We start from the raw sequence: 20,244 nt of genomic DNA, 5'->3' as shown, positions 1-20,244 counted from the left end.
GGTCGGCGCCCGCGCGCCGCGTCATGCCGGTCATCGGCGCTGGCTACAATCGTCGGCTCGTCCCGTACTCCGATCCGTCACGCATGCTTCCAGTTCGTCTCCAGTTGCCGTTGTGCCTGTCCCTGGCGGTGCTGCTGGCCGGTTGCGCCGGTGCGCCGCCGCCGGCGGCCGACTCGCCGGCGGCGCACGATGCGCATGCGCACGATCGGCACCGCCTGTGGCGATTGGTAAGCACGCGGTGCCTGCCGCAGGCGCGGCTCGGCGCCGAGCCGGCGCCCTGCAGCGACGTGCATCCCGGGCCAGGCGAACGCTATGCCTTGATGAAGGACCTGCGCGGCGACTACCAGTACCTGCTGATCCCGACGGTGCCGGTGAGCGGGATCGAGGATCCGCGCGCGCGCGGTGCCGGCGCACCGAACTGGCTGGGCCTGGCCTGGCAGGCGCGCACCCGGGTCGAGCGGTTGTTGCACCGGCTGCTTCCGCGCGAACTGACCAGCCTGACGATCAATCCGCCCTCGGCGCGTTCGCAGGACCAGTTGCATATCCATATCGATTGCCTGGCGCCGCAGGTGCGCGACCAGTTGCAGGCGATGCAGGCGTCGATCGGCCCCACCTGGGCACCGTTGCCGCAGCCGCTCCACGGGCACGCCTATCGGGCCATGCGCCTGGAGGGCGAGGCGCTGGATGCGAATCCGCTGACCCTGCTGGCGCGCGCCCTGCCGCCGCACCAGCACATGGCCCACCAGACCCTGGCGGTGGTCGGCGCGGAGTTCGATGGCCGTCCGGGCTTCGTGCTGCTGGCCGCCACCGCGCTTCCCGGTGATGGGGTCGGTGCGGAAGAACTGCAGGATCACGACTGCACCGGCGTGGTGCCGGCGGCGCCTGCGCGCGGCTAAGCCCCAGAATGGCGGTTGATCGCTGGTTGCCCGACTAACAGGCGTGCTGGTGCGAAAGCCCAGGCTCCGCCGCCGCCTGTCGTAGGAGCGGCTTCAGCCGCGACAGGGCTTTCCCGACAACGCCAGGTCGCGGCTGAAGCCGCTCCTGCGACGGCAGCAAGCAGCCGCGCTTGTGTCGCCTCAGACCTCCAGCGACGCCAGGTCGCCCTTGGTCTCCAGCCACTGCTTGCGGTCGCCGGCGCGCTTCTTGGCCAGCAGCATGTCCATCAGCGAGCGGGTCTGGTCGCCGTCGTCCACGGTCAGCTGTACCAGGCGCCGGGTGTCGGGGTGGATGGTGGATTCGCGCAACTGCTGCGGGTTCATCTCGCCCAGGCCCTTGAAGCGGGTGACGCTGACCTGGCCCTTGATCTTCTCGCGTTCGATCTTGTCCAGCAGCGAGCGCTTCTCTTCCTCGTCCAGCGCGTAGAACACCTGCTTGCCCACGTCCACGCGGAACAGCGGCGGCATCGCCACGAACACGTGGCCGGCGCGCACCAGGGCGGGGAAGTGGCGCAGGAACAGCGCGGTCAACAGGGTCGCGATGTGCAGGCCGTCGGAGTCGGCGTCGGCCAGGATCACCACCTTGCCGTAGCGCAGGCCGTCGATCTCGTCCTTGCCCGGGTCGCAGCCGATCGCGATCGCCAGGTTGTGCACTTCCTCCGAGGCCAGCACGCTGCCGGAGGCCACTTCCCAGGTGTTGAGGATCTTGCCGCGCAGCGGCAGGATCGCCTGGAAATCCTTGTCGCGGGCCTGCTTGGCGCTGCCGCCCGCCGAGTCGCCCTCGACCAGGAACAGTTCGGTGCGCGACAGGTCCTGGCTGATGCAGTCGGCCAGCTTGCCCGGCAGCGCCGGGCCCTGGGTGACCTTCTTGCGCACGATCTGCTTCTCGGTCTTCAACCGCGCGCTGGCGCGGTCGATGGCGATCTGCGCGATGCGCGTGCCGGTCTCCACGTTCTGGTTCAGCCACAGGCTGAAGGCGTCGTGCGCGGCGCCCTCGATGAAGCCGGCGGCCTGGCGCGAGGACAGGCGTTCCTTGGTCTGGCCGCTGAACTGCGGGTCGGTCATCTTCAGCGACAACACGAACGCCACGCGGTCCCACACGTCTTCCGGCGCCAGCTTGACGCCGCGCGGCAGCAGGTTGCGGAAATCGCAGAACTCGCGCAGCGCGTCGGTGAGGCCGCTGCGCAGGCCGTTGACGTGGGTGCCGTGCTGCGCGGTGGGGATCAGGTTGACGTAGCTCTCCTGCACCAGTTCGCCTTCCACCACCCAGGCCACCGCCCAGTCGACGATCTCGCGGTCCTTCTTCAGGCTGCCGACGAACAGCTCGGCCGGCAGCAGTTCGCGCTCGGCCAGTTCGCCGCGCAGGTAGTCGCGCAGGCCGTCCTCGAAATACCAGGTGTCCTGCTCGCCGGTGGCCTCGTCGTGCAGCTTGACGGTCAGGCCGGGGCACAGCACGGCCTTGGCGCGCAGCAGGTGGCGCAGCGCGCGCACCGCGAACTTCGGCGTGTCGAAATACTTCGGGTCCGGCCAGAAACGCAGGCGCGTGCCGGTGTTCTTCTTGCCGACGCTGCCGACGATCTCCAGCTTGGAGGCGGCAAAGCCATCGGCGAAGGCCATGCGGTACTCGTTGCCGTCGCGCTTGATGAACAGTTCCACCCGGTTGGACAGCGCATTGACCACGCTGACGCCCACGCCGTGCAGGCCGCCGCTGAAGGTGTAGTTGCGGTCGCTGAACTTGCCGCCGGCGTGCAGCCGGGTGAGGATCAGTTCGACGCCGGAAATCTTCTCTTCCGGATGGATGTCCACCGGCATGCCGCGGCCGTCGTCGGACACCTCGCAACTGCCGTCCTTGTACAGCGTCACCTCGATGTGCCGGGCATGGCCGGCCAGCGCCTCGTCCACGGCGTTGTCGATGACTTCCTGCGCCAGATGGTTTGGCCGTGCGGTGTCGGTGTACATGCCGGGCCGGCGCTTGACCGGGTCCAGGCCAGAGAGAACTTCGATGTCGGCGGCGTTGTAGCGGGTATTCATGCGTCTCAGCAGGTGGCGCGAAGCAGATCCGGAAGTGTGCGGTCTGCGGCGGTTTTTTGCACGTCGCCGGTGTTCAGGGCGGGTGCGGGGGCTCCACGCTACGCTGGCCCTGGAAAAACCGCGACGTCGCCCACATCTTCGTCGCACGTCCCAAAGGAGTCCGCCATGAACGTTCGCAAGCTGTTGACCCTGGCCGCCCTGGTCGCCGCCGCGGTGGCCGTGCCGGTCGCGATGGCCCAGGCGCAGAGCGCCGATCCGGCCGCCTCCGGTGCCGCCGCCTACGAGGCGCAGGTCGCCAAGGAAAAGGCCGAGGCCGACGCCAAGGCCAAGCGCCGCGCCGCCGCGGCCGCCGAGCACAAGGCCGGCAAGGATGCCGCCGCGCCGAAGAAGGAAGAGGAAGAGGAAGCGCGCAAGCCTTGAGTTTGCGCACGGTTTCCTGCACACGACGCCCCGGTCGCCCGGGGCGTCGCTTTTTTGTGGGGCGGCTGTTGCGCAAAAGCGCTTGGGCAAATCCGCTTCACCCGTTAAACTATGGCTTTCCGGGAGGCCTTTGAGCCATGACCCCCCTGATCTTCGTTACCGGCGGCGTAGTGTCCTCGCTTGGCAAGGGCATCGCGGCCGCTTCGCTTGCGTCCATTCTCGAGGCACGTGGCCTGTCGGTCACGATGATGAAGCTGGACCCCTACATCAACGTCGACCCGGGCACGATGAGCCCGTTCCAGCACGGCGAGGTGTACGTCACCGACGACGGCGCCGAGACCGACCTGGACCTGGGGCACTACGAGCGCTTCGTGCGCACGCGCCTGTCGCGCAAGAACTCGGTCACCACCGGGCGCATCTACGAGAACGTGATCCGCAAGGAGCGCCGCGGCGACTACCTGGGCGCCACCGTGCAGGTGATTCCGCACATCACCGACGAGATCCGCCGCTGCGTGGATGAAGCCACCGCCGGCTACGACGTGGCCCTGGTCGAGATCGGCGGTACCGTCGGCGACATCGAATCGCTGCCGTTCCTGGAAGCGATCCGCCAGGTGCGCACCGAGCGCGGCGCCGAGAAGGCCATGTTCATGCACCTGACCCTGGTGCCGTACATCGCGGCGGCCGGCGAGCTGAAGACCAAGCCGACCCAGCATTCGGTCAAGGAACTGCGCTCGATCGGCATCCAGCCGGACGTGCTGCTGTGCCGCTCGGAGCAGGCGATTCCGGATTCGGAGCGGCGCAAGATCGCGCTGTTCACCAACGTCTCCGAGCGCGCGGTGATCAGTGCCGCTGACATCGACGTGCTCTACGGCATGCCGCTGGAATTGCACCGGCAGGGCCTGGACGAGATCGTCATCGAGCAGTTCAAGCTGCGCGACAAGGTCGGCGCGGCCAACCTGTCGGAGTGGGAGGCGGTGGTCGATGCGATCAAGCATCCGCTCGACGAGGTCACCATCGCCGTGGTCGGCAAGTACGTGGACCACCAGGACGCGTACAAGTCGGTCGGCGAGGCGCTCAAGCACGGCGGTCTGCGCCAGCGCACCAAGGTCAACCTGAAGTGGCTGGAAGCGCAGGACCTGGAAGGCAGCGACATGGCGGCGCTGGCCGACGTGGACGGCATCCTGGTCCCGGGCGGCTTCGGCGACCGTGGCTTCGAAGGCAAGGTGCTGACCTCGCGCTATGCGCGCCAGCACGGCGTGCCGTACTTCGGCATCTGCTACGGCATGCAGGCCGCGGTGGTCGACTACGCGCGGCACGTCGCCGGGCTGGATGCGGCCAACAGCACCGAGAACGACCGGCAGTCGCCGTACCCGGTGATCGGCCTGATCACCGAGTGGCGCACCGCCAGTGGCGATGTCGAGAAGCGCGACGAGAAGTCCGACCTTGGCGGCACCATGCGCCTGGGCCTGCAGGAGCAGCGGCTCAAGCCGGGCACGCTGGCGCGCGAGCTGTACGGCAAGGATGTGGTGGCCGAGCGCCATCGCCACCGCTACGAATTCAACAACCGCTACCGCACCCAGCTCGAGGACGCCGGCCTGGTGATTGCCGCCAAGTCGATGGACGACACCCTGGTGGAGATGGTGGAACTGCCGCGCGAAACGCATCCGTGGTTCCTGGCCTGCCAGGCGCATCCGGAATTCCTGTCCACGCCGCGCGATGGCCACCCGCTGTTCATCGGCTTCGTGCGCGCTGCGCGCGAGCGCAAGGCCGGAGGCAAGTTGCTGAAGGAAGCGGTTGCCCAATGATTGAGGATGACTACAAGATCCTGCTGCGCAGGATCCTGAAAGACCCTGAAACCGAAGCGTTCGTTAAAGATATCGTCCTTAACAGACCGCTGGTTTTCGAATCTTCCGACGGTTCCAATACGCTCGATATCGCAGCCAGTGCGGTCGTTAACAATGCAACGTTCAACCTGTCGTCGGGAAGCATCAAGATCGAGGACTGGGCGTTCTTTGGCCACGAAGTGAAATTGCTGACTGGCAGTCATGATGCAACTCGGTTTGATCGAGAGCGGCAAACGAGCATTCCGCAAAAAGGTCGCGATATCGTTGTAAAGCGGGGTGCATGGATCTGTACGGGGGCGATCCTTGTAGGTCCCTGCATCATCGGCGAGCACGCGGTTGTCGCTGCCGGAGCGGTAGTGACTCACGACGTTCCCGCCTTTGCGGTAGTTGGCGGCGCGCCAGCCAAGCTCATCAAAATGCTGGATGGAGCAGTGCATGAAAATTGATGGCAGTATGAAACTGTGTGGCTTCGACGTCGGCTTGGACCAGCCGCTGTTCCTGATCGCCGGCCCGTGCGTGATCGAGTCGATGCAGTTGCAGCTCGATGTCGCCGGCAGGCTCAAGGAGATCACCGGCCGACTGGGCATCAACTTCATCTTCAAGTCCAGCTTCGACAAGGCCAACCGCACCTCCGGCACCAGCTTCCGCGGCCCCGGCCTGGAAGAAGGGCTGAAGGTGCTGGAAGCGGTGAAGACGCAGATCGGCGTGCCGGTGCTGACCGACGTGCACGAGTACACGCCGATGCATGAGGTGGCGGCGGTGGTGGACGTATTGCAGACCCCGGCGTTCCTGGTGCGGCAGACCGATTTCATCAAGAACGTGTGCGCCGCCGGCAAGCCGGTCAACATCAAGAAGGGCCAGTTCCTGTCGCCGTGGGACATGAAGCCGGTGGTGGACAAGGCCAAGTCCACCGGCAACCAGCAGATCATGGTCTGCGAGCGCGGCGCCAGCTTCGGCTACAACAACCTGGTCAGCGACATGCGCTCGCTGAGCGTGATGCGCGAGACCGGCTGCCCGGTGGTGTTCGACGCCACCCACTCGGTGCAGTTGCCGGGCGGGCAGGGCGGCAGTTCCGGCGGCCAGCGCGAGTTCGTGCCGGTGCTGGCGCGCGCGGCGGTGGCGGTGGGCGTGGCCGGCGTGTTCGCCGAGACCCACCCGGATCCGTCCAAGGCGCTGTCCGACGGCCCCAACGCGTGGCCGTTGGACCAAATGGAAGCGCTGCTGGAAACGCTGATGGAACTGGACGCGGTCACCAAGAAGCACGGGTTCTCGCGCTTCGCGTGAGGCCCCGGAGGCAGCCGCGATCTCCGTCCGACGCCTGGCGGGACGCGTCCTGCCGGATGCCTGCCTGCGCAGCGGGGCGCCAACGATGAACGCAGACGCCCAGGTGCGTTTCTGGTCGTGGGGCCTGTGCGCCCTGCTGCTGTCGCTGCTGGCCTGGACGGCGTTGGGCGTGGTGCTGTTCGCGTTCACCCGTGCGATCGGCGCGCCAGGCGACGGCAACCACGGCATCCTAGCCATGCAGCCCTGGATCGTCGGCGGCCTGCTGGTCCTGGCGATCGCCGCACTGGGCACGCTGATCGCCGCCGCGCTGGGCTGGGCGCTGCGGCGCGGTCGTGTCCTGGCCGGCATCGGCGCCGGCCTGCTGCTGGCGATGCTGGTCCTGGTCCTGCTGTTCCTCGGCGGGATTCCGCTGGGCGCGACGGGCCTCGGCTGAGGTCGCATTTGGCAAGCAACCGGCGGCCGGGGATAATCAGCCGGCATTCGTTTTCCGCCCCCTCTTCCTACAGGTAACCGGCCCGCCCATGAGTACGATCCGCAGCATCCACGCCCGTGAAATCCTCGACAGCCGCGGCAATCCCACGCTGGAAGCCGATGTCATTCTGGAGGACGGTTCGTTCGGTCGTGCCGCGGTGCCCTCGGGCGCGTCCACCGGCACCAAGGAAGCGGTCGAGCTGCGCGACGGCGACAAGACCCGCTACCTGGGCAAGGGCGTGCGCAAGGCGGTGGAGAACGTCAACACCACCATCGCCAGTGCGCTGAAGGGCTTCGACGCCGCCGACCAGCAGGGCCTGGACCGCCGCCTGATCGACCTGGACGGCACCGAGAACAAGGGCCGCCTCGGCGCCAACGCGCTGCTCGGCGTCTCGCTCGCCAACGCGCATGCCATTGCCGCCTCGCGCAAGCAGCCGCTGTGGCAGTCGCTGGCCGCGGGCAACACCGCGAACCTGGCGCTGCCGGTGCCGATGATGAACATCATCAACGGTGGCGCGCATGCCGACAACAACGTCGATTTCCAGGAATTCATGGTGCTGCCGGTCGGCGCCGCCTCGTTCTCCGAGGCGCTGCGCGCCGGCACCGAGATCTTTCACGCGCTGAAGTCGGTGCTGAAGGGCCATGGCCTGTCCACCGCGGTCGGCGACGAGGGCGGCTTCGCCCCGGACTTCCGCAGCAACGTGGAAGCGCTGGACACCATCCTCGAAGCGATCGGCAAGGCCGGCTATACCGCCGGCGAAGACGTGCTGCTGGGCCTGGACGTGGCCTCCAGCGAGTTCTACGACAACGGCAAGTACCACCTGGTGGGCGAGGGCAAGCGCCTGACCAGCGAGCAGTTCGTCGACTTCCTCGCCGACTGGGCCGCGCAGTACCCGATCGTCAGCATCGAGGACGGCCTGGCCGAGGACGACTGGGCCGGCTGGAAGCTGCTCACCGACCGCATCGGCAGCAAGGTGCAACTGGTCGGCGACGACCTGTTCGTGACCAACCCGAAGATCTTCAAGCAGGGCATCGAGTCCGGCACCGCCAATGCGATCCTGATCAAGGTCAACCAGATCGGCACCCTGACCGAGACCCTGGAAGCCATCGCCATGGCCGACAAGGCCGGCTATGCGGCCATCGTCTCGCACCGTTCCGGCGAGACCGAGGACACCACCATCGCCGACATCGCCGTGGCCACCACCGCCACCCAGATCAAGACCGGCTCGCTGTGCCGCAGCGATCGCGTGGCCAAGTACAACCAGCTGCTGCGCATCGAGGAAGCGCTGGGCAGCGCCGCGCGCTATGCCGGGCGCGACGCTTTCGTCTCGCTCAAGCGATAAGCCGTGCGCAACTGGCGCTGGCTGCTGCTGGTGCTGGCGGGACTGCTGGCGTGGCTGCAGTACCGTTTCTGGCTCGGTCCGGGCAATTCCGGCGAAGTGCTGGTGCTCGAAAGTCAGGTCGAGCACCAGAGGCGCGACAACGAAGGACTGCAGCAACGCAACGCCGCGCTCGCCGCCGAGGTGAAGGACCTCAAGGACGGCGAGGCGGCGATCGAGGAGCGCGCGCGTAGCGAACTGGGCATGATCAAGCCGGGCGAGAAGTTCTACCGCGTGGTCGAGAACGCGCCGGTGGCGACGCCGGCCGGCACGGCCGCGGGCGCGCAGCCTGCGCCGGTCACGCCGGCGCCGGGCGAGCAACCCTGATGGCCACGGTCTGGGCCGTGGTCCCGGCGGCTGGCCGCGGCACCCGTTTCGGCGGCGCCACGCCCAAGCAGTATCTGCAGGCGGGTGGGCGTCCGTTGCTGGCGCATGCATTGGAAGCATTGCTGGCGCATCCGGCGGTGGCCGGGGCGATGGTCGCGCTGGGCGCGGACGATGCGCAGTGGCCGGGCTGGACCGAGCTGGCCGGCAAACCGGTGCTGACCTGCCTGGGCGCCGGCAGCCGTGCCGGCTCGGTGCTGGCCGCGCTGCATGCCTTGCCGGAGTCGGTGAAGGCGGACGATTTCGTGCTCGTGCACGATGCGGCGCGACCGAACCTGGCGCTGGCCGACCTGGACCGGCTGCTGGAGGCGGGACGCGGCGATCCGGTCGGCGCGATCCTGGCCGCGCCGGTGCGCGACACGCTCAAGCGTGCCGGCGACGACGGCGGCATCGACGGCACCGAACCGCGCGAGCGCCTGTGGCGCGCGCTGACCCCGCAGCTGTTCCGGCGCATGCAACTGAGTCGCGCGTTGGAGCAGGCCGCCGCGGCCGGCGTGGAGGTCACCGACGACGCCATGGCGATGGAGTTGCTGGGGCTGCGGCCGCTGCTGGTGGAAGGCGCCGAAGACAATTTCAAGGTCACCACACCCGCCGACCTGGCGCGGTTCGAGTTCGAACTGTTCCAGCGCGCGCGGCAGTCGTGATGCGCCTGTCGTCGGATGCGGCCGCCGTGGCGCGGCACCTGCTCCGTCCTTTTTCATTTTTCGTGGGATGTCTCCATGCCTATGTCTGAACTTCCCCGCATCCGCATCGGCCAGGGCTACGACGTCCATGCCTTCGGCGACGGCGACCACCTCATGCTCGGCGGCGTGCGCGTGGCGCACGAGCGCGGCGTGCTCGCCCACAGCGACGGCGACGTGGTGATCCACGCCCTGTGCGATGCCTTGCTCGGCGCGCTGGCGCTGGGCGACATCGGCCAGCATTTCCCGCCGTCCGATCCGCGCTGGAAGGGCGCCGACAGCGCGCAGTTCCTCTATCACTGCGTGGGCCTGCTGCATGCGCGCGGCTGGCGCGTGGGCAATGCCGACGTCACCGTGATCTGCGAACGGCCCAAGGTCGGCCCGCATGCGCAGGCGATGCGCGAACGCCTGGCGGCGCTGCTGCAGGTCGAACTGGACTGCGTCAGCGTCAAGGCCACCACCAGCGAGAAGCTGGGCTTCACCGGTCGCGGCGAGGGCATCGCGGCGCAGGCGGTGGCCTTGCTGGTGGCGCTGTGAGCGAGTTGCCGCGCGCGTTCGGGCCCGCGCCGCTGCAGGCGCGCATGCGCTGCAGCGCCGAGGATTTCCAGGTCGATGAAGTGCCGGCGTTCGCGCCCAGCGGCGAAGGCGAACACCTGCTGCTGACGGTGCGCAAGCGCGGCATGAACACCGCCTTCGCCGCGCGCCGCCTGGCGCAGTGGGCCGGGGTGGCGGAACTGGCGATCGGCTATGCCGGCATGAAAGACCGGCATGCGGTCACCACCCAGCGCTTTTCGGTGCATCTGCCCAAGCGCGTGGCGCCGTCCCTGGACAGCCTGCAGGACGCGGACCTGCAGGTGCTGGAGGCGCACTGGCACAACCGCAAGCTGCCGCGCGGCGCGCTGGCCGGCAACGGCTTCGTGCTGGTGCTGCGCGAGGTGCGCGGCGAGCGCCCGGCGATCGAGGCGCGGCTGGCGCAGATCGCCGCGCGCGGGATTCCCAACTGGTTCGGCGAACAGCGCTTCGGTCGCGACGGCGGCAACGTCGGCGCCGCGCTGGCGATGTTCGGCGGTCGCCGGGTGCGGCGCGAGCAGCGCTCGCTGCTGCTGTCTGCGGCCCGTTCGGAACTGTTCAACCGGGTGCTGGCCGCACGCGTGGCCGCCGGCAACTGGGACAGCGCGCTGGACGGCGAGGTGTGGATGCTCGACGGCAGCCGCAGCGTATTCGGTCCGGAGCCCTGGTCTGACGCGCTGGCCGAGCGCCTGCAGCGATTCGACATCCATCCGTCGGCGCCGCTGTGGGGCGCCGGCGAGTTGCGCAGCGTCGAGGCGGCGCGTGCGCTGGAACTGGCAGCACTGGACGAGGCGGTCGCACTGCGCCTGCGTGAAGGTCTGGAGCGCGAGGGCCTGAAGCAGGAACGGCGGGCGACCCGCCTGCGCGTGGCCGACCTGCAGTGGCGCTGGCTGGACGGGCAGGGCGACGCGCTGGAGCTGCGTTTCGCCCTGCCGCCGGGCAGCTATGCCACCGCGTTGCTGCACGAACTCGGCGAGGTCGAAGAGGCGCCGCAGGCGTCTACCGAGGCTTGAGCTTGGCCGCATCCGCCACGCCGGCCGCCAGGCCCTAGAACCGGTAGCTGCCGGTCAACAGCAGGCTGCGGCCCTCCGGCAGCGGCACGAAGGTCTCGTCGAACTCGTCGGCGTACAGCCGCCGATCGAAAATGTTGCGCATGCCCACGGTCACGCCCCAGGTCTCGGTGTGATAGGACACGTTCGCGTCCACGCTGGCCTGCCCGGGAATCTTGAAATAGCCGCCGGCCAGGCGGCGGCCGAGGGTGTGATCGCGCGCGAGGATGCCGCCTGCCACCCCCCAGCCGCTCCAGCGGCTGTCCTGGAACTGGTAGCTGCTCCACAGGGTGAAGCGCGTGCGCGGCACGCCGGTGGTCGGCGTACCGTCGCGCCGGCCGATGCGGGCCAGCGCCAGGCTGCTGCTCAGTTCCAGGCCGGGGGCGAGAGTGCCGACGAAATCCAGGTCCAGCCCGCGGTTGCTCTGGCTGTCGATCGGCCTGGCGAAGTACGACGGATGCGCCAGCACCAGATCGAAACTGCGGTCGACGGTGATCTGGTAGTAGGCGGCGCTGAGCCGCGCCCGGTGGTCGAACAGATCGACCTTCGCACCGACCTCCACCTGCCGCGACAACGCGGGCGGCAGCGGCCGGCCGTTCTTGCCAAGCACGGCGCTCGGCGCAAAGCCGTTCATGGTGCTGGCGTACAGCGACGCCTCCGGGGTCAATTTGTAGACCACGCCGACATTGGGCACCCAGCGGCGCCGGCGCAACTGGCGCAGTTTGCCTCTGGCGTCGTAGCTGGAAATCTCGTACGCCGAGCGGCGCAGCGCCAGCAGCACGTCCCAGCGCTCGCCCATGCTGATCTGGTCCTGTAGCAGGATGCCGCTGCGGCTCGACCAGGGGCTGCCTGGGGAATGGCGGATGCCGCGCTGCGAACGCGGCCAGTGCACCGGGCCCAGCCGCTCGTCGCCGAACACGTCGTAGCGGTTGCGGTGCATCCGGATGAAGTAATCGCTGCTGCCAAGGCGAGCGCGCGTGTAGTCCAGGCCGAGGGTCACGGTCTGCTGCAGCGGCCCGTCGCCGAAGCTGCCGACCAGGTCGTTCTGGATGGTGGAGTACGCCGTCGTATTGCGGTAGGCCTCGGCATAGGCGCGCACGATGCCGTTCTGCGACGGCGACAACATGCCCCAGTTGCGCGCGTCGACGGCCTGGGTCACGTACTGGCCGCGGCTGCGCAGTTGCCAGCGGTCGCTGAGGCGCTGATCGAACAGGTAGTAGGCGCGCTGGGTGCGGTAGGCGGTGTGGTCCTGCGGGTTGCCCAGGCGCAAGGTCCTGGGCGTCATCGCCGACACGCGGTTGCCGAGCAGCAGCGCATGGTCGGCGGCCGGCTGGCGATCGGTCACGCGCTGCACGCCGACCACCAGACGGTTGTCCTCGCCCTGCCAGGCGATGGACGGGGCCAGGTAGGCAGCGTTGCGCGGCCCGTAGCCTTGCGCCGTGGAATCGGCATGCTGGCCGGAGACGACGAGCCGGTAGCTCAGCGGCGTGGTGCCGATCGGCCCGGTCGCATCGAGGCCGGCCTGAACGTCGCCGCGTTCGCCGAGGATGTAGCTGAGTTCACGCTTGGGCGTGCGCAGTGGTTGCTTGGTGACGACGTTGACCAGTCCGCTCATGTCGCCGCCGTTGCTGTCGCCGAGGATCGATTCCGGCCCCTTGAGCACCTCGACCCGCTCCACGCCGATCATCGGCGGATAGCCGCCGAGCCCGACGAAGCTGTTCGGCATCCCATCGGTCATGCCGTTGCCGGTGTAGATGCCGCGGATCTTGAACAACGGCGCGCGCAACGGGTTTTCGATCTGCTGCACGCTGGCCACGTTGCGCAGGGCGTCGGCGACGGTGCGCACCTGTTGCGATGCCAGCAGGTGTGGGGCGACCACGTTCACCGACTGCGGCACGGCGATGGAATCGGCGGCATAACGCAGCGCGTCGCTGGCATAGGCCGGCACGTCGCCCATGGCGTGCTCGGTCAGCGCCGCGGCGTCGACCTGTTCCAGCAGCTTGGGCGGCGTGCCGGCGCGGTGCGCATCGGCGGCGTCCGCAGGATCGACTGGCGCCGTGGCGGCGGGGGTGACCGCCACGGTGTTCGCATCGAGCATGCTGTATGCAAGGCCACTGGATTGCAGCAGGCGCTGCAGCGCCGCGTCCGTGGTGAATACGCCTTGCAGCCCGTCGCTGCGCAACCCGGACAGGGTCGGGCTGGCGGTGAGGACCTGCACCTTGGCCTGTTTGCCGAATGCGATCAGCGCCGTGGACAGCGCCTGCGGCGGGATCGAGAACACGATCTGGCGTGCGTCGGACGGGAGGGGCGCGGCTGGAGCTTGGTTCCAGGTTGCGAGCGGCAGCGCCAGGCTGCCGCAGATGATCACTCGCCTCAGCCCACGCACTGCACTTCGCCCCCCAGCGGAAGCGCGAATTATGCCATGCGCGGCTTTCCCGACGCGGCGCCCGGTCCGCCCGGCCGCCGCGCGCTGTCCAGGCGAAACTGGGCGGGAGAGGGCCGGGAAGGCGCTGCCTAACGGCGGCTCAGCACGATCTCGTCCTTGCCCTGGCGTACCCGCAGCGGGAACACCTGCGGCAGGGCGTCGATCCATTGCGCGGTCGCCTGGGTGTCGACCGTACCGGTGAAGCTCAGCCGCGCCAGCTCCGGGTCGGCCAGGCGCAGCGGGCGGTCGCTGTAGCGGTTGACCCTGGCGATGACCGTCTCCAGCGGCGTATCGACGAACTCCAGCCGGTGATCGCGCCAGGCAGTGGCCTGCGCCACGTCGATCTGGCTGACCTGCAGCGTGGGCCTGGCCGGATCGTAGGACACGCGTTGCCCGGCCACCGCTTCCAGCCCCCCGCTGCCGTCGGCCGGCACCTGGCCGGCGCCGTAGATGCGGACCCGGCCTTCGGTGACCGCGACCTCGACGCGTTCGCCGTCGCGGCTGACATCGAAGGCGGTGCCCACGTCCATGATCGACACGCCGCCGGCGTCGACCACGAACGGGCGCCCGGCGTGATGCGCCACTTCGAAGAAGGCCTCGCCGGCGATCAGATCCACGTGCCGCTGCGCGGCGCTGAAGCGGGTGCTCAGCCGCGAGGCGCCGCCGAGCGCGATCTTCGATCCGTCCGCCAGCACGATGTCGTGATGGCGGCTGATCGCGCTGCTGTAGACCTGGGTGACCGGCGGCGGGTGCAGCTGGCGCCAGGCGAGGGCGCTGCCGAGCGCCAGCACGCCGATGCAGGCCGCCACCTGCAGCGGCCGCCAGCGCGAGCGCGGCGGCGCGAAGGTGCGGACCAGTTCGTCTCGCGCTGCGGGATCGAGCGCGCGCAACTCGCCGCCGAGCGCATTGATCCGTTCGAACGCCTGCAGATGCCGCGGGTCGGCCTCCGTCCAGTCCAGCCAGCGCGCGACGGTGTCCTCGTTGCTATCGGGTTCGCGCAGCAGGGTCCACCAGCGCGCGGCGTCGTCGAGGATGTGCTTGTCGATGCCGCTGTCCATCACGGGATCTCCGCTTCGTCGAAGCGTTTGCGGCAATGCGCGAGCGCGTTGGCCACATGGTAGCGGACCATCCGTTCGCTCACGTTCATCGCCTTGGCGATCATGCCGAAGTCCTTGCCTTCGATCACGTGCAGCACGAAGGCGCGGCTGGTCTTGGCCGGAAGTTCCTGCAGCGCCCGGGTCAGCGCGCGCAGTTGCTCGCTGGCCGTGGCGTGCCGCTCCGGAACCGGCGGGAGCGGCAGGTCGTGCTCCGGCAGCTCCACCGCGGCGTTTTCGCGGACCTTGCGCATGCGCAGCCGGTCCACCGCCAGGTTCGAGGCGACATGGAAAAGATAGGCGCGCGGCGATGTCAGCGTGTCCGGACGCTCAAGGGTCACGATGCGCATGTACGCCTCCTGGGCCACGTCCTGCGCGTCCGCCATCGAGCCGAGCTTGCACTGCAGGAAGGCGAGCAGGGCGCGGTGATGTTCCTTGAACAACGCGTCGACGTGATGCGCATGTGCCCGCTCCGGCGACGGCGCGCCCTCGGTATGCTCGGCCCGGCTCACGAATGCTGGTGCTCCTGCAGGGAAGCGGCCGCGGCAGTATAGCCAGGCTCACTGGCCGCCACGCGGCGCGGCGGCGCACGCGGTCGGCAGTGCGGCGGCCAGCAGGCCCTCGGCATGCGCGCGCAATGCCTCGCGGCGGCGAAACGCCGCGCGATGCTGGCTGGGCACATCGGCCGCGGTCTTGCGCGCCGGAGTCAGTGGCAACGCGAACCAGCCATCGGCAATGGGCGTACCGCCTTGCTCGATCCAGAACGCGTCGTAGTCGGACAGGAATACCTGCCGCTTGCGCTGCAGCGGATGCGCGGTATTGCAGACGGCGCGGATCGCATGCGCGCCGATGCGCTCGGCAAAGGTGCAGGCCAGCGCCAGCATCAGTTGCTTGGGCCGCAGCCCGTGCATCTGCTTGGTGAGCGTCCGCACCACGTCGCGGGCATCGCCGCCGCTGGGACCCTGCAGGCAACCGATCAGCACGCTCGGGGAGGCGTCGTCGCCGGTCACCGTCAGCACCAGGCGGTACAACTGGCGGCCCGTCGCGTCGCTGAGCTGCAGCCACAGTTCGCCTTCGCAGCTCATCGGCGCCGGCGGCAGCAGGCACAGCGTCAGCGCACTGCCATCGTGCAGCGGCAGCGTCCCCAGGTCCGCCTGGCCGTGCCGGTAGATGGCGTCGAACAACCCGGCCGGCAGGCGCTCGAGCATCAGGCGATAGTGCTGCCGGAGGTGGCGCAGCCGCGCCTTGCTGCTCCAGCGGGTGTTGACGAAACGGTGCAGGTGGCGCTCGAGCAGGCGCGGATCGCGCTCGGCATAGCCGCGCATCCGCGGATCGCGGCGCAGCTCGTCGAGGAAACGCAGATGCGAGGCAGGCATGCGCAGCGAGCGCAGCAGGTACTTGGTGGCCTTGATCCCGCGCTGCACCGGGTTGCCGTGCCAGTCGGTCCGCCCCTGGAACGACGCCAGGAACAGCGGCCACCAGCGGGACGGGGCAGCCTTGCCGCTCGGCGGGGGCGACAGGACCGGCCGGGCCAGCCGAGCCGATGTCGACGCGAACGCTGCAGCGCTCGCGGAAACGTCCACCAGATCAGTGGGTTGCAGGAGGAATTCGGTGGTTGCGTCGGTCACGTTCGGCTCGCAGAGGGGCGGTACTCTCTGACAAGACGTTTCAGCGGGCGAAAATTGAAATGCGTGCGCACGTCAGCTGATCGTCCGCGCGTATGGCGTCCTGGCCTGACCGGACCTTTGGCGGGCACCCCGCAGGTGCGCGCGACGGCACGTCGATGCACCGATGTAGGAGCGGCTTCAGCCGCGAGGGGTCTTCTCGTTCAAGGCGGTCGCGGCTGAAGCCGCTCCTGCGCCATTGTCACAGATCCGTGTGCGATGCCGGCTTCCGTGTGGACACGGTCCGACCGGCGATCTCGGTGGTGCATTGCTCTTCGATCGATCCGCGCCACCGCGCGGCGGTGGCGGCACCGCTCAACGCCGCGCCAGCAGCACCAGCATCGCACCGGTGCCGCCTTGCGCGGTGGGCGCCGAATGGAAGGCCAGCACGTCGTTGCGCTGGCGCAGCAGGCGGTCCACCAGGTTCTTCAGCAGCGGCACGCCGCCGGATTGCAGGCCCTTGCCGTGGACGATCCGCACGCAGCCGAACTCGTGCGCGTGCGCTTCGGCCAGGAACTGGCGCAGCAGCGCCTCGGCCTGCGCGGCGGTGGCGCCATGCAGGTCCAGCTCGTCCTGGGCCGAGAACTGGCCCTTGCGCAGGCGCTGGAACACCCGCGCCGGCAGATGCTCGCGGCGGTAGCTGGCCACGTCGCCGGCTTCCAGCGGCGCGCTCTGGCGGAGCAATTGCTGGAACTCGCCTTGCGCCTCGGCCTCGTCGCGTTCGGCCATGCGTGCGCGCGGCTTGGGGCGCGGCTTGGGGTTGGCCGGCGGCGTCGCGTTGAGCGGGGCCACCTTGCCGATGGCCGCACGGAACAGGGCAGCGGGGTCTTCGTCGTCGGAATGCGCCATGCGCACAGCTTAGAGCGTGCTGCGTGGTTTGAGGTGAGTGCGGGTATCGCTGGCAGCGCATGCGCCATGGATCGCGGTCACGCGGAGCACCAAGGACAGCGCCGCTGTCGGCTGCCGCGCGAAGGCCGCCACCGCGATCGTCGGCGCGCCGTCAGCGACCTGGCCGGACGCATCCGGTATCATGCCCCGGTTTTCGAGGAGCACCATGCGCGTATTAGTGAGCAACGACGACGGCGTCGACGCCCCCGGCATCCGCATGCTGGCCGAGCAGTTGCGCGGCGCCGGCCACGAAGTGACGGTGGTCGCACCCGACCGCGACCGGTCCGGCGCCAGCAATTCGCTGACCCTGGATCTGCCGATCCGGCTCAAGCGCATCGACCATGACACCTGCAGCGTCGCCGGCACCCCGACCGACTGTGTGCATCTGGCGCTCACCGGCATGCTGGAGTTCGACCCGGACATCGTGGTCTCCGGCATCAACAATTCCGCCAATCTCGGCGACGACGTGATCTATTCCGGCACCGTCTCGGCGGCGATGGAAGGCCGTTTCCTCGGCTTGCCCGCGGTGGCCGTGTCGCTGGTCACCCACAACCACGACCCCAAGCATTTCCAGACCGCCGCACGCGCCGCGGTGGAGATCGTGGCCCAGCTCAAGGCCGATCCGCTGCCGGCCGACACCATCCTCAACGTCAACGTGCCCGACCTGCCGTGGCAGGAGATCAAGGGCTTCGAGGTCACCCGGCTCGGCAACCGCCACCGCTCCGAACCGTGCCTGCCGCAGACCGACCCCCGCGGCGGCACCGTGTACTGGATCGGCCCGGCCGGGCGCGAGCAGGACGCCGGCCCCGGCACCGACTTCCACGCGGTGCGTACCGGCTTCATCTCGATCACCCCGATCCAGGTCGATCTGACCCGCTATCAGGCGTTGGAAAAGGTCGCCAGCTGGGTCGGCGGCCTCACCGCCGCGCTGGACCGCCCGGCATGACCCCGCGGTTGCGCCTGCAGCCGGAAGCCATCGGCATCGGCATGACCTCGCAGCGCGTGCGCGACCGCCTGGTCGAGCGCCTGCGCGAAGCCGGCATCCGCGACGAGAGCGTGCTCAACGCGGTGCGCACCGTGCCGCGGCATCTGTTCATCGACGAGGCGCTGGCCTCGCGCGCCTACGAGGACACCGCGCTGCCGATCGGCCATGGCCAGACCATCTCGCAGCCGTGGGTGGTGGCGCGCATGACCGAGACGGTGTTGGAGGCGGTGCCGAAGAAGGTGCTGGAAGTGGGCACCGGCTCCGGCTACCAGGCGGCGATCCTGGCCGCGCTGGGCCTGGAAGTGCATACCGTCGAACGCATCGGCGACCTGCTGCGGCAGGCGCGCAAGCGCTTCCGCCAGCTCGGCATGAACGTGCGCAGCAAGCACGACGACGGCCGCATCGGCTGGCCCGAGCATGGCCCCTTCGATGCGATCGTGGTCACTGCGGCGGCGCCGGCGCTGGTCGACGCGCTGGTCGACCAGCTGGCCCCGGGCGGCTGCCTGGTGGCCCCGGTCGGCGGCCCGTCCGCGCAATCGCTGATCCGCCTGCGCCGCGCGGCCGACGGCCAGATCGAACAAGACGTCCTGGCGCCGGTGACCTTCGTCCCGTTGCTGTCTGGCATGCTGGATTGACCTTTCGGAGCCTCGCTGGATGAAGATTTTCGGGCCGTTGTACGAACGTGCCATCGGCTGGTCGCGGCATCGCCGCGCGCCGGCGCTGCTGACCGGGCTCAGTTTCGCCGAGGCCATCGTGTTCCCGGTGCCGCCGGAAGTGATGCTGGCGCCGATGTCGCTGGCGCAGCCGCGGCGCGCGCTGTGGTTCGCCACGCTGAGCCTGCTCGGCTCCCTGGCTGGCGCGCTGATCGGCTACCTGCTCGGGCATTTCGCCTTCGCCGCGGTGCAGCCGCTGATCGAATGGTTGGGCTGGACGCAGAAGATCGACGCCCAGGTCAGCCATCTGCGCGAGGTCATCGCCGAGTCGCCGTGGCGCGCGTTCTGGCTTTTGGTGCTGGCCGGTTTCACCCCGATTCCGCTGAAGATATTCACCTGGGCCTCAGGCATCGTCGGGGTGCCGCTGCTACCGTTCCTGGCGAGCATGCTGGTGGGACGCGGCAAGCGCGTGTACCTGGTGGCCGGGGCGATCCGCCTCGGCGGGCCGCGCGCCGAAGCCGCGTTGCGCCGCTGGATCGAGCCGCTCGGCTGGGTCGCCTCGGCGATCCTGGCGCTGCTGGTGGTGTGGGTCATATGGAGAGCCAAGTTCGGATGAGCGTCGATCGGGTGGTGCGGAACGGCCTGCGGTGCGGCCTGGGTGTGCTGGTGGCGGTGGCGCTCGGTGCGTGCAGCAGCGCCACGGTGGTGCGCACGCCGGGCGGCACGCCGGTGCGCGGCACCGCTGCCGCCTCGGCGCCGCGCGTGTCCGTGCCCAAGCCCGGGGTCAGCGCCAACGTGCGCCGCGGCGACACGCTGTACGCGATCGCCCGCGCCAACAACATCACCCCGCAGGACCTGGCGGGCTGGAACGGCCTGCAGCCGCCGTACACGATCTACCCGGGGCAATCGCTGCGGTTGTACCCGCCTGGCGGCACGGTCGCCGCACGGCCCGGCGCTGGCCCTGTGGCGCCGCCGCCGTCGTCCGGTGCCAGCTCTGTCGCGCGGCCTCCGGTCGCGCCGGCGCCGACACCGGTCAGCAGCGGCTTCTCCTGGCGCTGGCCGGCCGATGGCGTGGTGGTCAGCCGCTTCGTCAGTGGCGAGACCACCAAGCAGGGCGTGGACATCGCCGGCAGCAACGGCGAGGCGGTGCGTGCCGCCGCCGATGGCGTGGTGGTGTATTCCGGCGCCGGCCTGGTCGGCTATGGCGAACTGATCATCGTCAAGCACAACGAACAGTGGCTGTCGGCCTACGGCCACAACCGCAAGCGCCTGGTCAACGAAGGCCAGAACGTCAAGGCCGGCCAGCAGATCGCCGAGATGGGCCACAGCGGCGCGGCGCGCGACATGCTGCACTTCGAGATCCGCTACAACGGCAAGCCGGTCGACCCGCTGCTGTATCTGCCGCCGAAGTAACCGGTCGCGTCCTTAAGTGGGCGGATCCCCGGCCCGGCGCAGCGCGCCGGGCGTTCGCCAACGGCGCGGCCCAGT

General features: G+C 69.2%; 22 protein-coding genes. 15 read left to right on the top strand and 7 right to left on the bottom strand.

Annotation, left to right across the window (positions count from 1 at the left end; genetic code table 11):
* Positions 1-83: 83 nt before the first annotated feature.
* Positions 84-896 carry a CDP-diacylglycerol diphosphatase gene (locus J7357_RS12205; RefSeq protein WP_244667465.1) on the top strand — a complete coding sequence of 271 codons (813 nt, stop codon included), beginning with the start codon at positions 84-86 and terminating at the stop codon, positions 894-896.
* 180 nt (positions 897-1,076) lie between these two features.
* Here J7357_RS12205 and parE read toward each other — a convergent pair whose 3' ends face one another.
* Positions 1,077-2,966: a DNA topoisomerase IV subunit B gene (gene parE / locus J7357_RS12200; protein ID WP_209246745.1), complete on the bottom strand. Its 1,890-nt coding sequence runs from the start codon at positions 2,964-2,966 to the stop codon at positions 1,077-1,079.
* A 165-nt stretch (positions 2,967-3,131) separates the two neighbouring features.
* Between parE and J7357_RS12195 the strand changes: the two genes are divergently transcribed.
* The 10 genes from J7357_RS12195 to truD all read left to right on the top strand — a co-directional run bounded on the left by J7357_RS12195 (position 3,132) and on the right by truD (position 11,011).
* A complete protein-coding gene (locus tag J7357_RS12195; RefSeq protein WP_010343426.1) occupies positions 3,132-3,386 on the top strand; it encodes a hypothetical protein in 255 nt (84 codons plus the stop codon).
* A gap of 137 nt (positions 3,387-3,523) precedes the next feature.
* The gene (locus J7357_RS12190) at positions 3,524-5,191 is read left to right on the top strand and encodes a CTP synthase (RefSeq protein ID WP_209246743.1); all 1,668 of its coding nucleotides are present in this window, start codon (positions 3,524-3,526) and stop codon (positions 5,189-5,191) included.
* On the top strand, positions 5,188-5,676 hold the full coding sequence (locus J7357_RS12185; protein ID WP_010343428.1) for an acetyltransferase: 489 nt from the start codon (positions 5,188-5,190) through the stop codon (positions 5,674-5,676). Before J7357_RS12190 ends, J7357_RS12185 begins: the two co-directional genes overlap by 4 nt.
* A gap of 7 nt (positions 5,677-5,683) precedes the next feature.
* Entirely contained in the window at positions 5,684-6,514 is an 831-nt protein-coding gene (kdsA, locus tag J7357_RS12180; RefSeq protein WP_209246741.1) for a 3-deoxy-8-phosphooctulonate synthase, read from the top strand.
* 85 nt (positions 6,515-6,599) lie between these two features.
* A complete protein-coding gene (locus tag J7357_RS12175; protein ID WP_244667464.1) occupies positions 6,600-6,947 on the top strand; it encodes a hypothetical protein in 348 nt (115 codons plus the stop codon).
* Positions 6,948-7,035: 88 nt separating this feature from the next.
* Positions 7,036-8,328 carry a phosphopyruvate hydratase gene (gene eno / locus J7357_RS12170; protein ID WP_043095786.1) on the top strand — a complete coding sequence of 431 codons (1,293 nt, stop codon included), beginning with the start codon at positions 7,036-7,038 and terminating at the stop codon, positions 8,326-8,328.
* 3 nt (positions 8,329-8,331) lie between these two features.
* Positions 8,332-8,691: a cell division protein FtsB gene (gene ftsB, locus J7357_RS12165; protein ID WP_209246739.1), complete on the top strand. Its 360-nt coding sequence runs from the start codon at positions 8,332-8,334 to the stop codon at positions 8,689-8,691.
* Positions 8,688-9,392, top strand: coding sequence for a 2-C-methyl-D-erythritol 4-phosphate cytidylyltransferase (ispD, locus tag J7357_RS12160; protein ID WP_209247005.1), 705 nt, complete (start codon positions 8,688-8,690; stop codon positions 9,390-9,392). Before ftsB ends, ispD begins: the two co-directional genes overlap by 4 nt.
* An 81-nt stretch (positions 9,393-9,473) precedes the next feature.
* Positions 9,474-9,965 (top strand): 2-C-methyl-D-erythritol 2,4-cyclodiphosphate synthase, encoded by a 492-nt coding sequence (ispF, locus tag J7357_RS12155; RefSeq protein ID WP_209246737.1) that lies wholly within the window; start codon positions 9,474-9,476, stop codon positions 9,963-9,965.
* A complete protein-coding gene (gene truD, locus J7357_RS12150) occupies positions 9,962-11,011 on the top strand; it encodes a tRNA pseudouridine(13) synthase TruD (RefSeq protein ID WP_209246735.1) in 1,050 nt (349 codons plus the stop codon). Before ispF ends, truD begins: the two co-directional genes overlap by 4 nt.
* Positions 11,012-11,045: 34 nt before the next feature.
* Here the strand turns inward: truD and J7357_RS12145 are convergent, their stop codons facing one another.
* The 6 genes from J7357_RS12145 to J7357_RS12120 form a co-directional block, all read right to left on the bottom strand.
* Entirely contained in the window at positions 11,046-13,328 is a 2,283-nt protein-coding gene (locus tag J7357_RS12145) for a TonB-dependent receptor (protein ID WP_343237411.1), read from the bottom strand.
* Positions 13,329-13,561: 233 nt separating this feature from the next.
* Positions 13,562-14,530 (bottom strand): FecR domain-containing protein, encoded by a 969-nt coding sequence (locus tag J7357_RS12140; protein WP_209246731.1) that lies wholly within the window; start codon positions 14,528-14,530, stop codon positions 13,562-13,564.
* Complete coding sequence (locus J7357_RS12135) at positions 14,530-15,078, bottom strand: RNA polymerase sigma factor (RefSeq protein WP_209246729.1); 549 nt, start codon at positions 15,076-15,078, stop codon at positions 14,530-14,532. The genes J7357_RS12140 and J7357_RS12135 overlap by 1 nt, the downstream gene beginning before the upstream one ends.
* 48 nt (positions 15,079-15,126) lie before the next feature.
* Positions 15,127-16,194: a DUF535 family protein gene (locus J7357_RS12130; RefSeq protein ID WP_209246727.1), complete on the bottom strand. Its 1,068-nt coding sequence runs from the start codon at positions 16,192-16,194 to the stop codon at positions 15,127-15,129.
* A 351-nt stretch (positions 16,195-16,545) separates the two neighbouring features.
* Positions 16,546-17,079, bottom strand: coding sequence for a Smr/MutS family protein (locus tag J7357_RS12125; protein ID WP_209246725.1), 534 nt, complete (start codon positions 17,077-17,079; stop codon positions 16,546-16,548).
* Between the two features lie 9 nt (positions 17,080-17,088).
* Complete coding sequence (locus tag J7357_RS12120; RefSeq protein WP_209246724.1) at positions 17,089-17,286, bottom strand: hypothetical protein; 198 nt, start codon at positions 17,284-17,286, stop codon at positions 17,089-17,091.
* On the opposite strand from J7357_RS12120, the gene surE reads away from it, so the two are divergent.
* From surE to J7357_RS12100, 4 genes are read left to right on the top strand one after another with little or no spacing between them, the layout of a single operon-like run.
* Positions 17,285-18,064: a 5'/3'-nucleotidase SurE gene (gene surE / locus J7357_RS12115; RefSeq protein ID WP_209246722.1), complete on the top strand. Its 780-nt coding sequence runs from the start codon at positions 17,285-17,287 to the stop codon at positions 18,062-18,064. The two genes, J7357_RS12120 and surE, sit on opposite strands and share 2 nt — an antisense overlap.
* On the top strand, positions 18,061-18,738 hold the full coding sequence (locus tag J7357_RS12110) for a protein-L-isoaspartate(D-aspartate) O-methyltransferase (RefSeq protein WP_209246720.1): 678 nt from the start codon (positions 18,061-18,063) through the stop codon (positions 18,736-18,738). Before surE ends, J7357_RS12110 begins: the two co-directional genes overlap by 4 nt.
* A gap of 19 nt (positions 18,739-18,757) precedes the next feature.
* On the top strand, positions 18,758-19,372 hold the full coding sequence (locus tag J7357_RS12105) for a YqaA family protein (protein ID WP_010341527.1): 615 nt from the start codon (positions 18,758-18,760) through the stop codon (positions 19,370-19,372).
* Entirely contained in the window at positions 19,369-20,169 is an 801-nt protein-coding gene (locus J7357_RS12100; protein ID WP_209246718.1) for a peptidoglycan DD-metalloendopeptidase family protein, read from the top strand. Before J7357_RS12105 ends, J7357_RS12100 begins: the two co-directional genes overlap by 4 nt.
* Positions 20,170-20,244 lie beyond the last annotated feature (75 nt).

It is taken from the genome of Xanthomonas sp. D-109, assembly GCF_017746095.1.
Classification (GTDB): Bacteria; Pseudomonadota; Gammaproteobacteria; order Xanthomonadales; family Xanthomonadaceae; genus Xanthomonas_A; species Xanthomonas_A sacchari.
The sequence above is the reverse complement of the archived record's forward strand: the minus strand, read 5'-3'. Positions and strand labels throughout refer to the sequence as shown.

Bases quoted from the DNA above. Each gene is read 5' to 3' on its own strand.
- J7357_RS12205 (WP_244667465.1), top strand. From the start codon at position 84: ATGCTTCCAGTTCGTCTCCAGTTGCCGTTGTGCCTGTCCCTGGCGGTG.
- parE (WP_209246745.1), bottom strand. From the start codon at position 2,966: ATGAATACCCGCTACAACGCCGCCGACATCGAAGTTCTCTCTGGCCTG.
- J7357_RS12195 (WP_010343426.1), top strand. From the start codon at position 3,132: ATGAACGTTCGCAAGCTGTTGACCCTGGCCGCCCTGGTCGCCGCCGCG.
- J7357_RS12190 (WP_209246743.1), top strand. From the start codon at position 3,524: ATGACCCCCCTGATCTTCGTTACCGGCGGCGTAGTGTCCTCGCTTGGC.
- J7357_RS12185 (WP_010343428.1), top strand. From the start codon at position 5,188: ATGATTGAGGATGACTACAAGATCCTGCTGCGCAGGATCCTGAAAGAC.
- kdsA (WP_209246741.1), top strand. From the start codon at position 5,684: ATGAAACTGTGTGGCTTCGACGTCGGCTTGGACCAGCCGCTGTTCCTG.
- J7357_RS12175 (WP_244667464.1), top strand. From the start codon at position 6,600: ATGAACGCAGACGCCCAGGTGCGTTTCTGGTCGTGGGGCCTGTGCGCC.
- eno (WP_043095786.1), top strand. From the start codon at position 7,036: ATGAGTACGATCCGCAGCATCCACGCCCGTGAAATCCTCGACAGCCGC.
- ispF (WP_209246737.1), top strand. From the start codon at position 9,474: ATGTCTGAACTTCCCCGCATCCGCATCGGCCAGGGCTACGACGTCCAT.
- J7357_RS12140 (WP_209246731.1), bottom strand. From the start codon at position 14,530: ATGGACAGCGGCATCGACAAGCACATCCTCGACGACGCCGCGCGCTGG.
- J7357_RS12125 (WP_209246725.1), bottom strand. From the start codon at position 17,079: ATGGCGCATTCCGACGACGAAGACCCCGCTGCCCTGTTCCGTGCGGCC.
- surE (WP_209246722.1), top strand. From the start codon at position 17,285: ATGCGCGTATTAGTGAGCAACGACGACGGCGTCGACGCCCCCGGCATC.
- J7357_RS12120 (WP_209246724.1), bottom strand. From the start codon at position 17,286: ATGGTGCTCCTCGAAAACCGGGGCATGATACCGGATGCGTCCGGCCAG.
- J7357_RS12110 (WP_209246720.1), top strand. From the start codon at position 18,061: ATGACCCCGCGGTTGCGCCTGCAGCCGGAAGCCATCGGCATCGGCATG.
- J7357_RS12105 (WP_010341527.1), top strand. From the start codon at position 18,758: ATGAAGATTTTCGGGCCGTTGTACGAACGTGCCATCGGCTGGTCGCGG.
- J7357_RS12100 (WP_209246718.1), top strand. From the start codon at position 19,369: ATGAGCGTCGATCGGGTGGTGCGGAACGGCCTGCGGTGCGGCCTGGGT.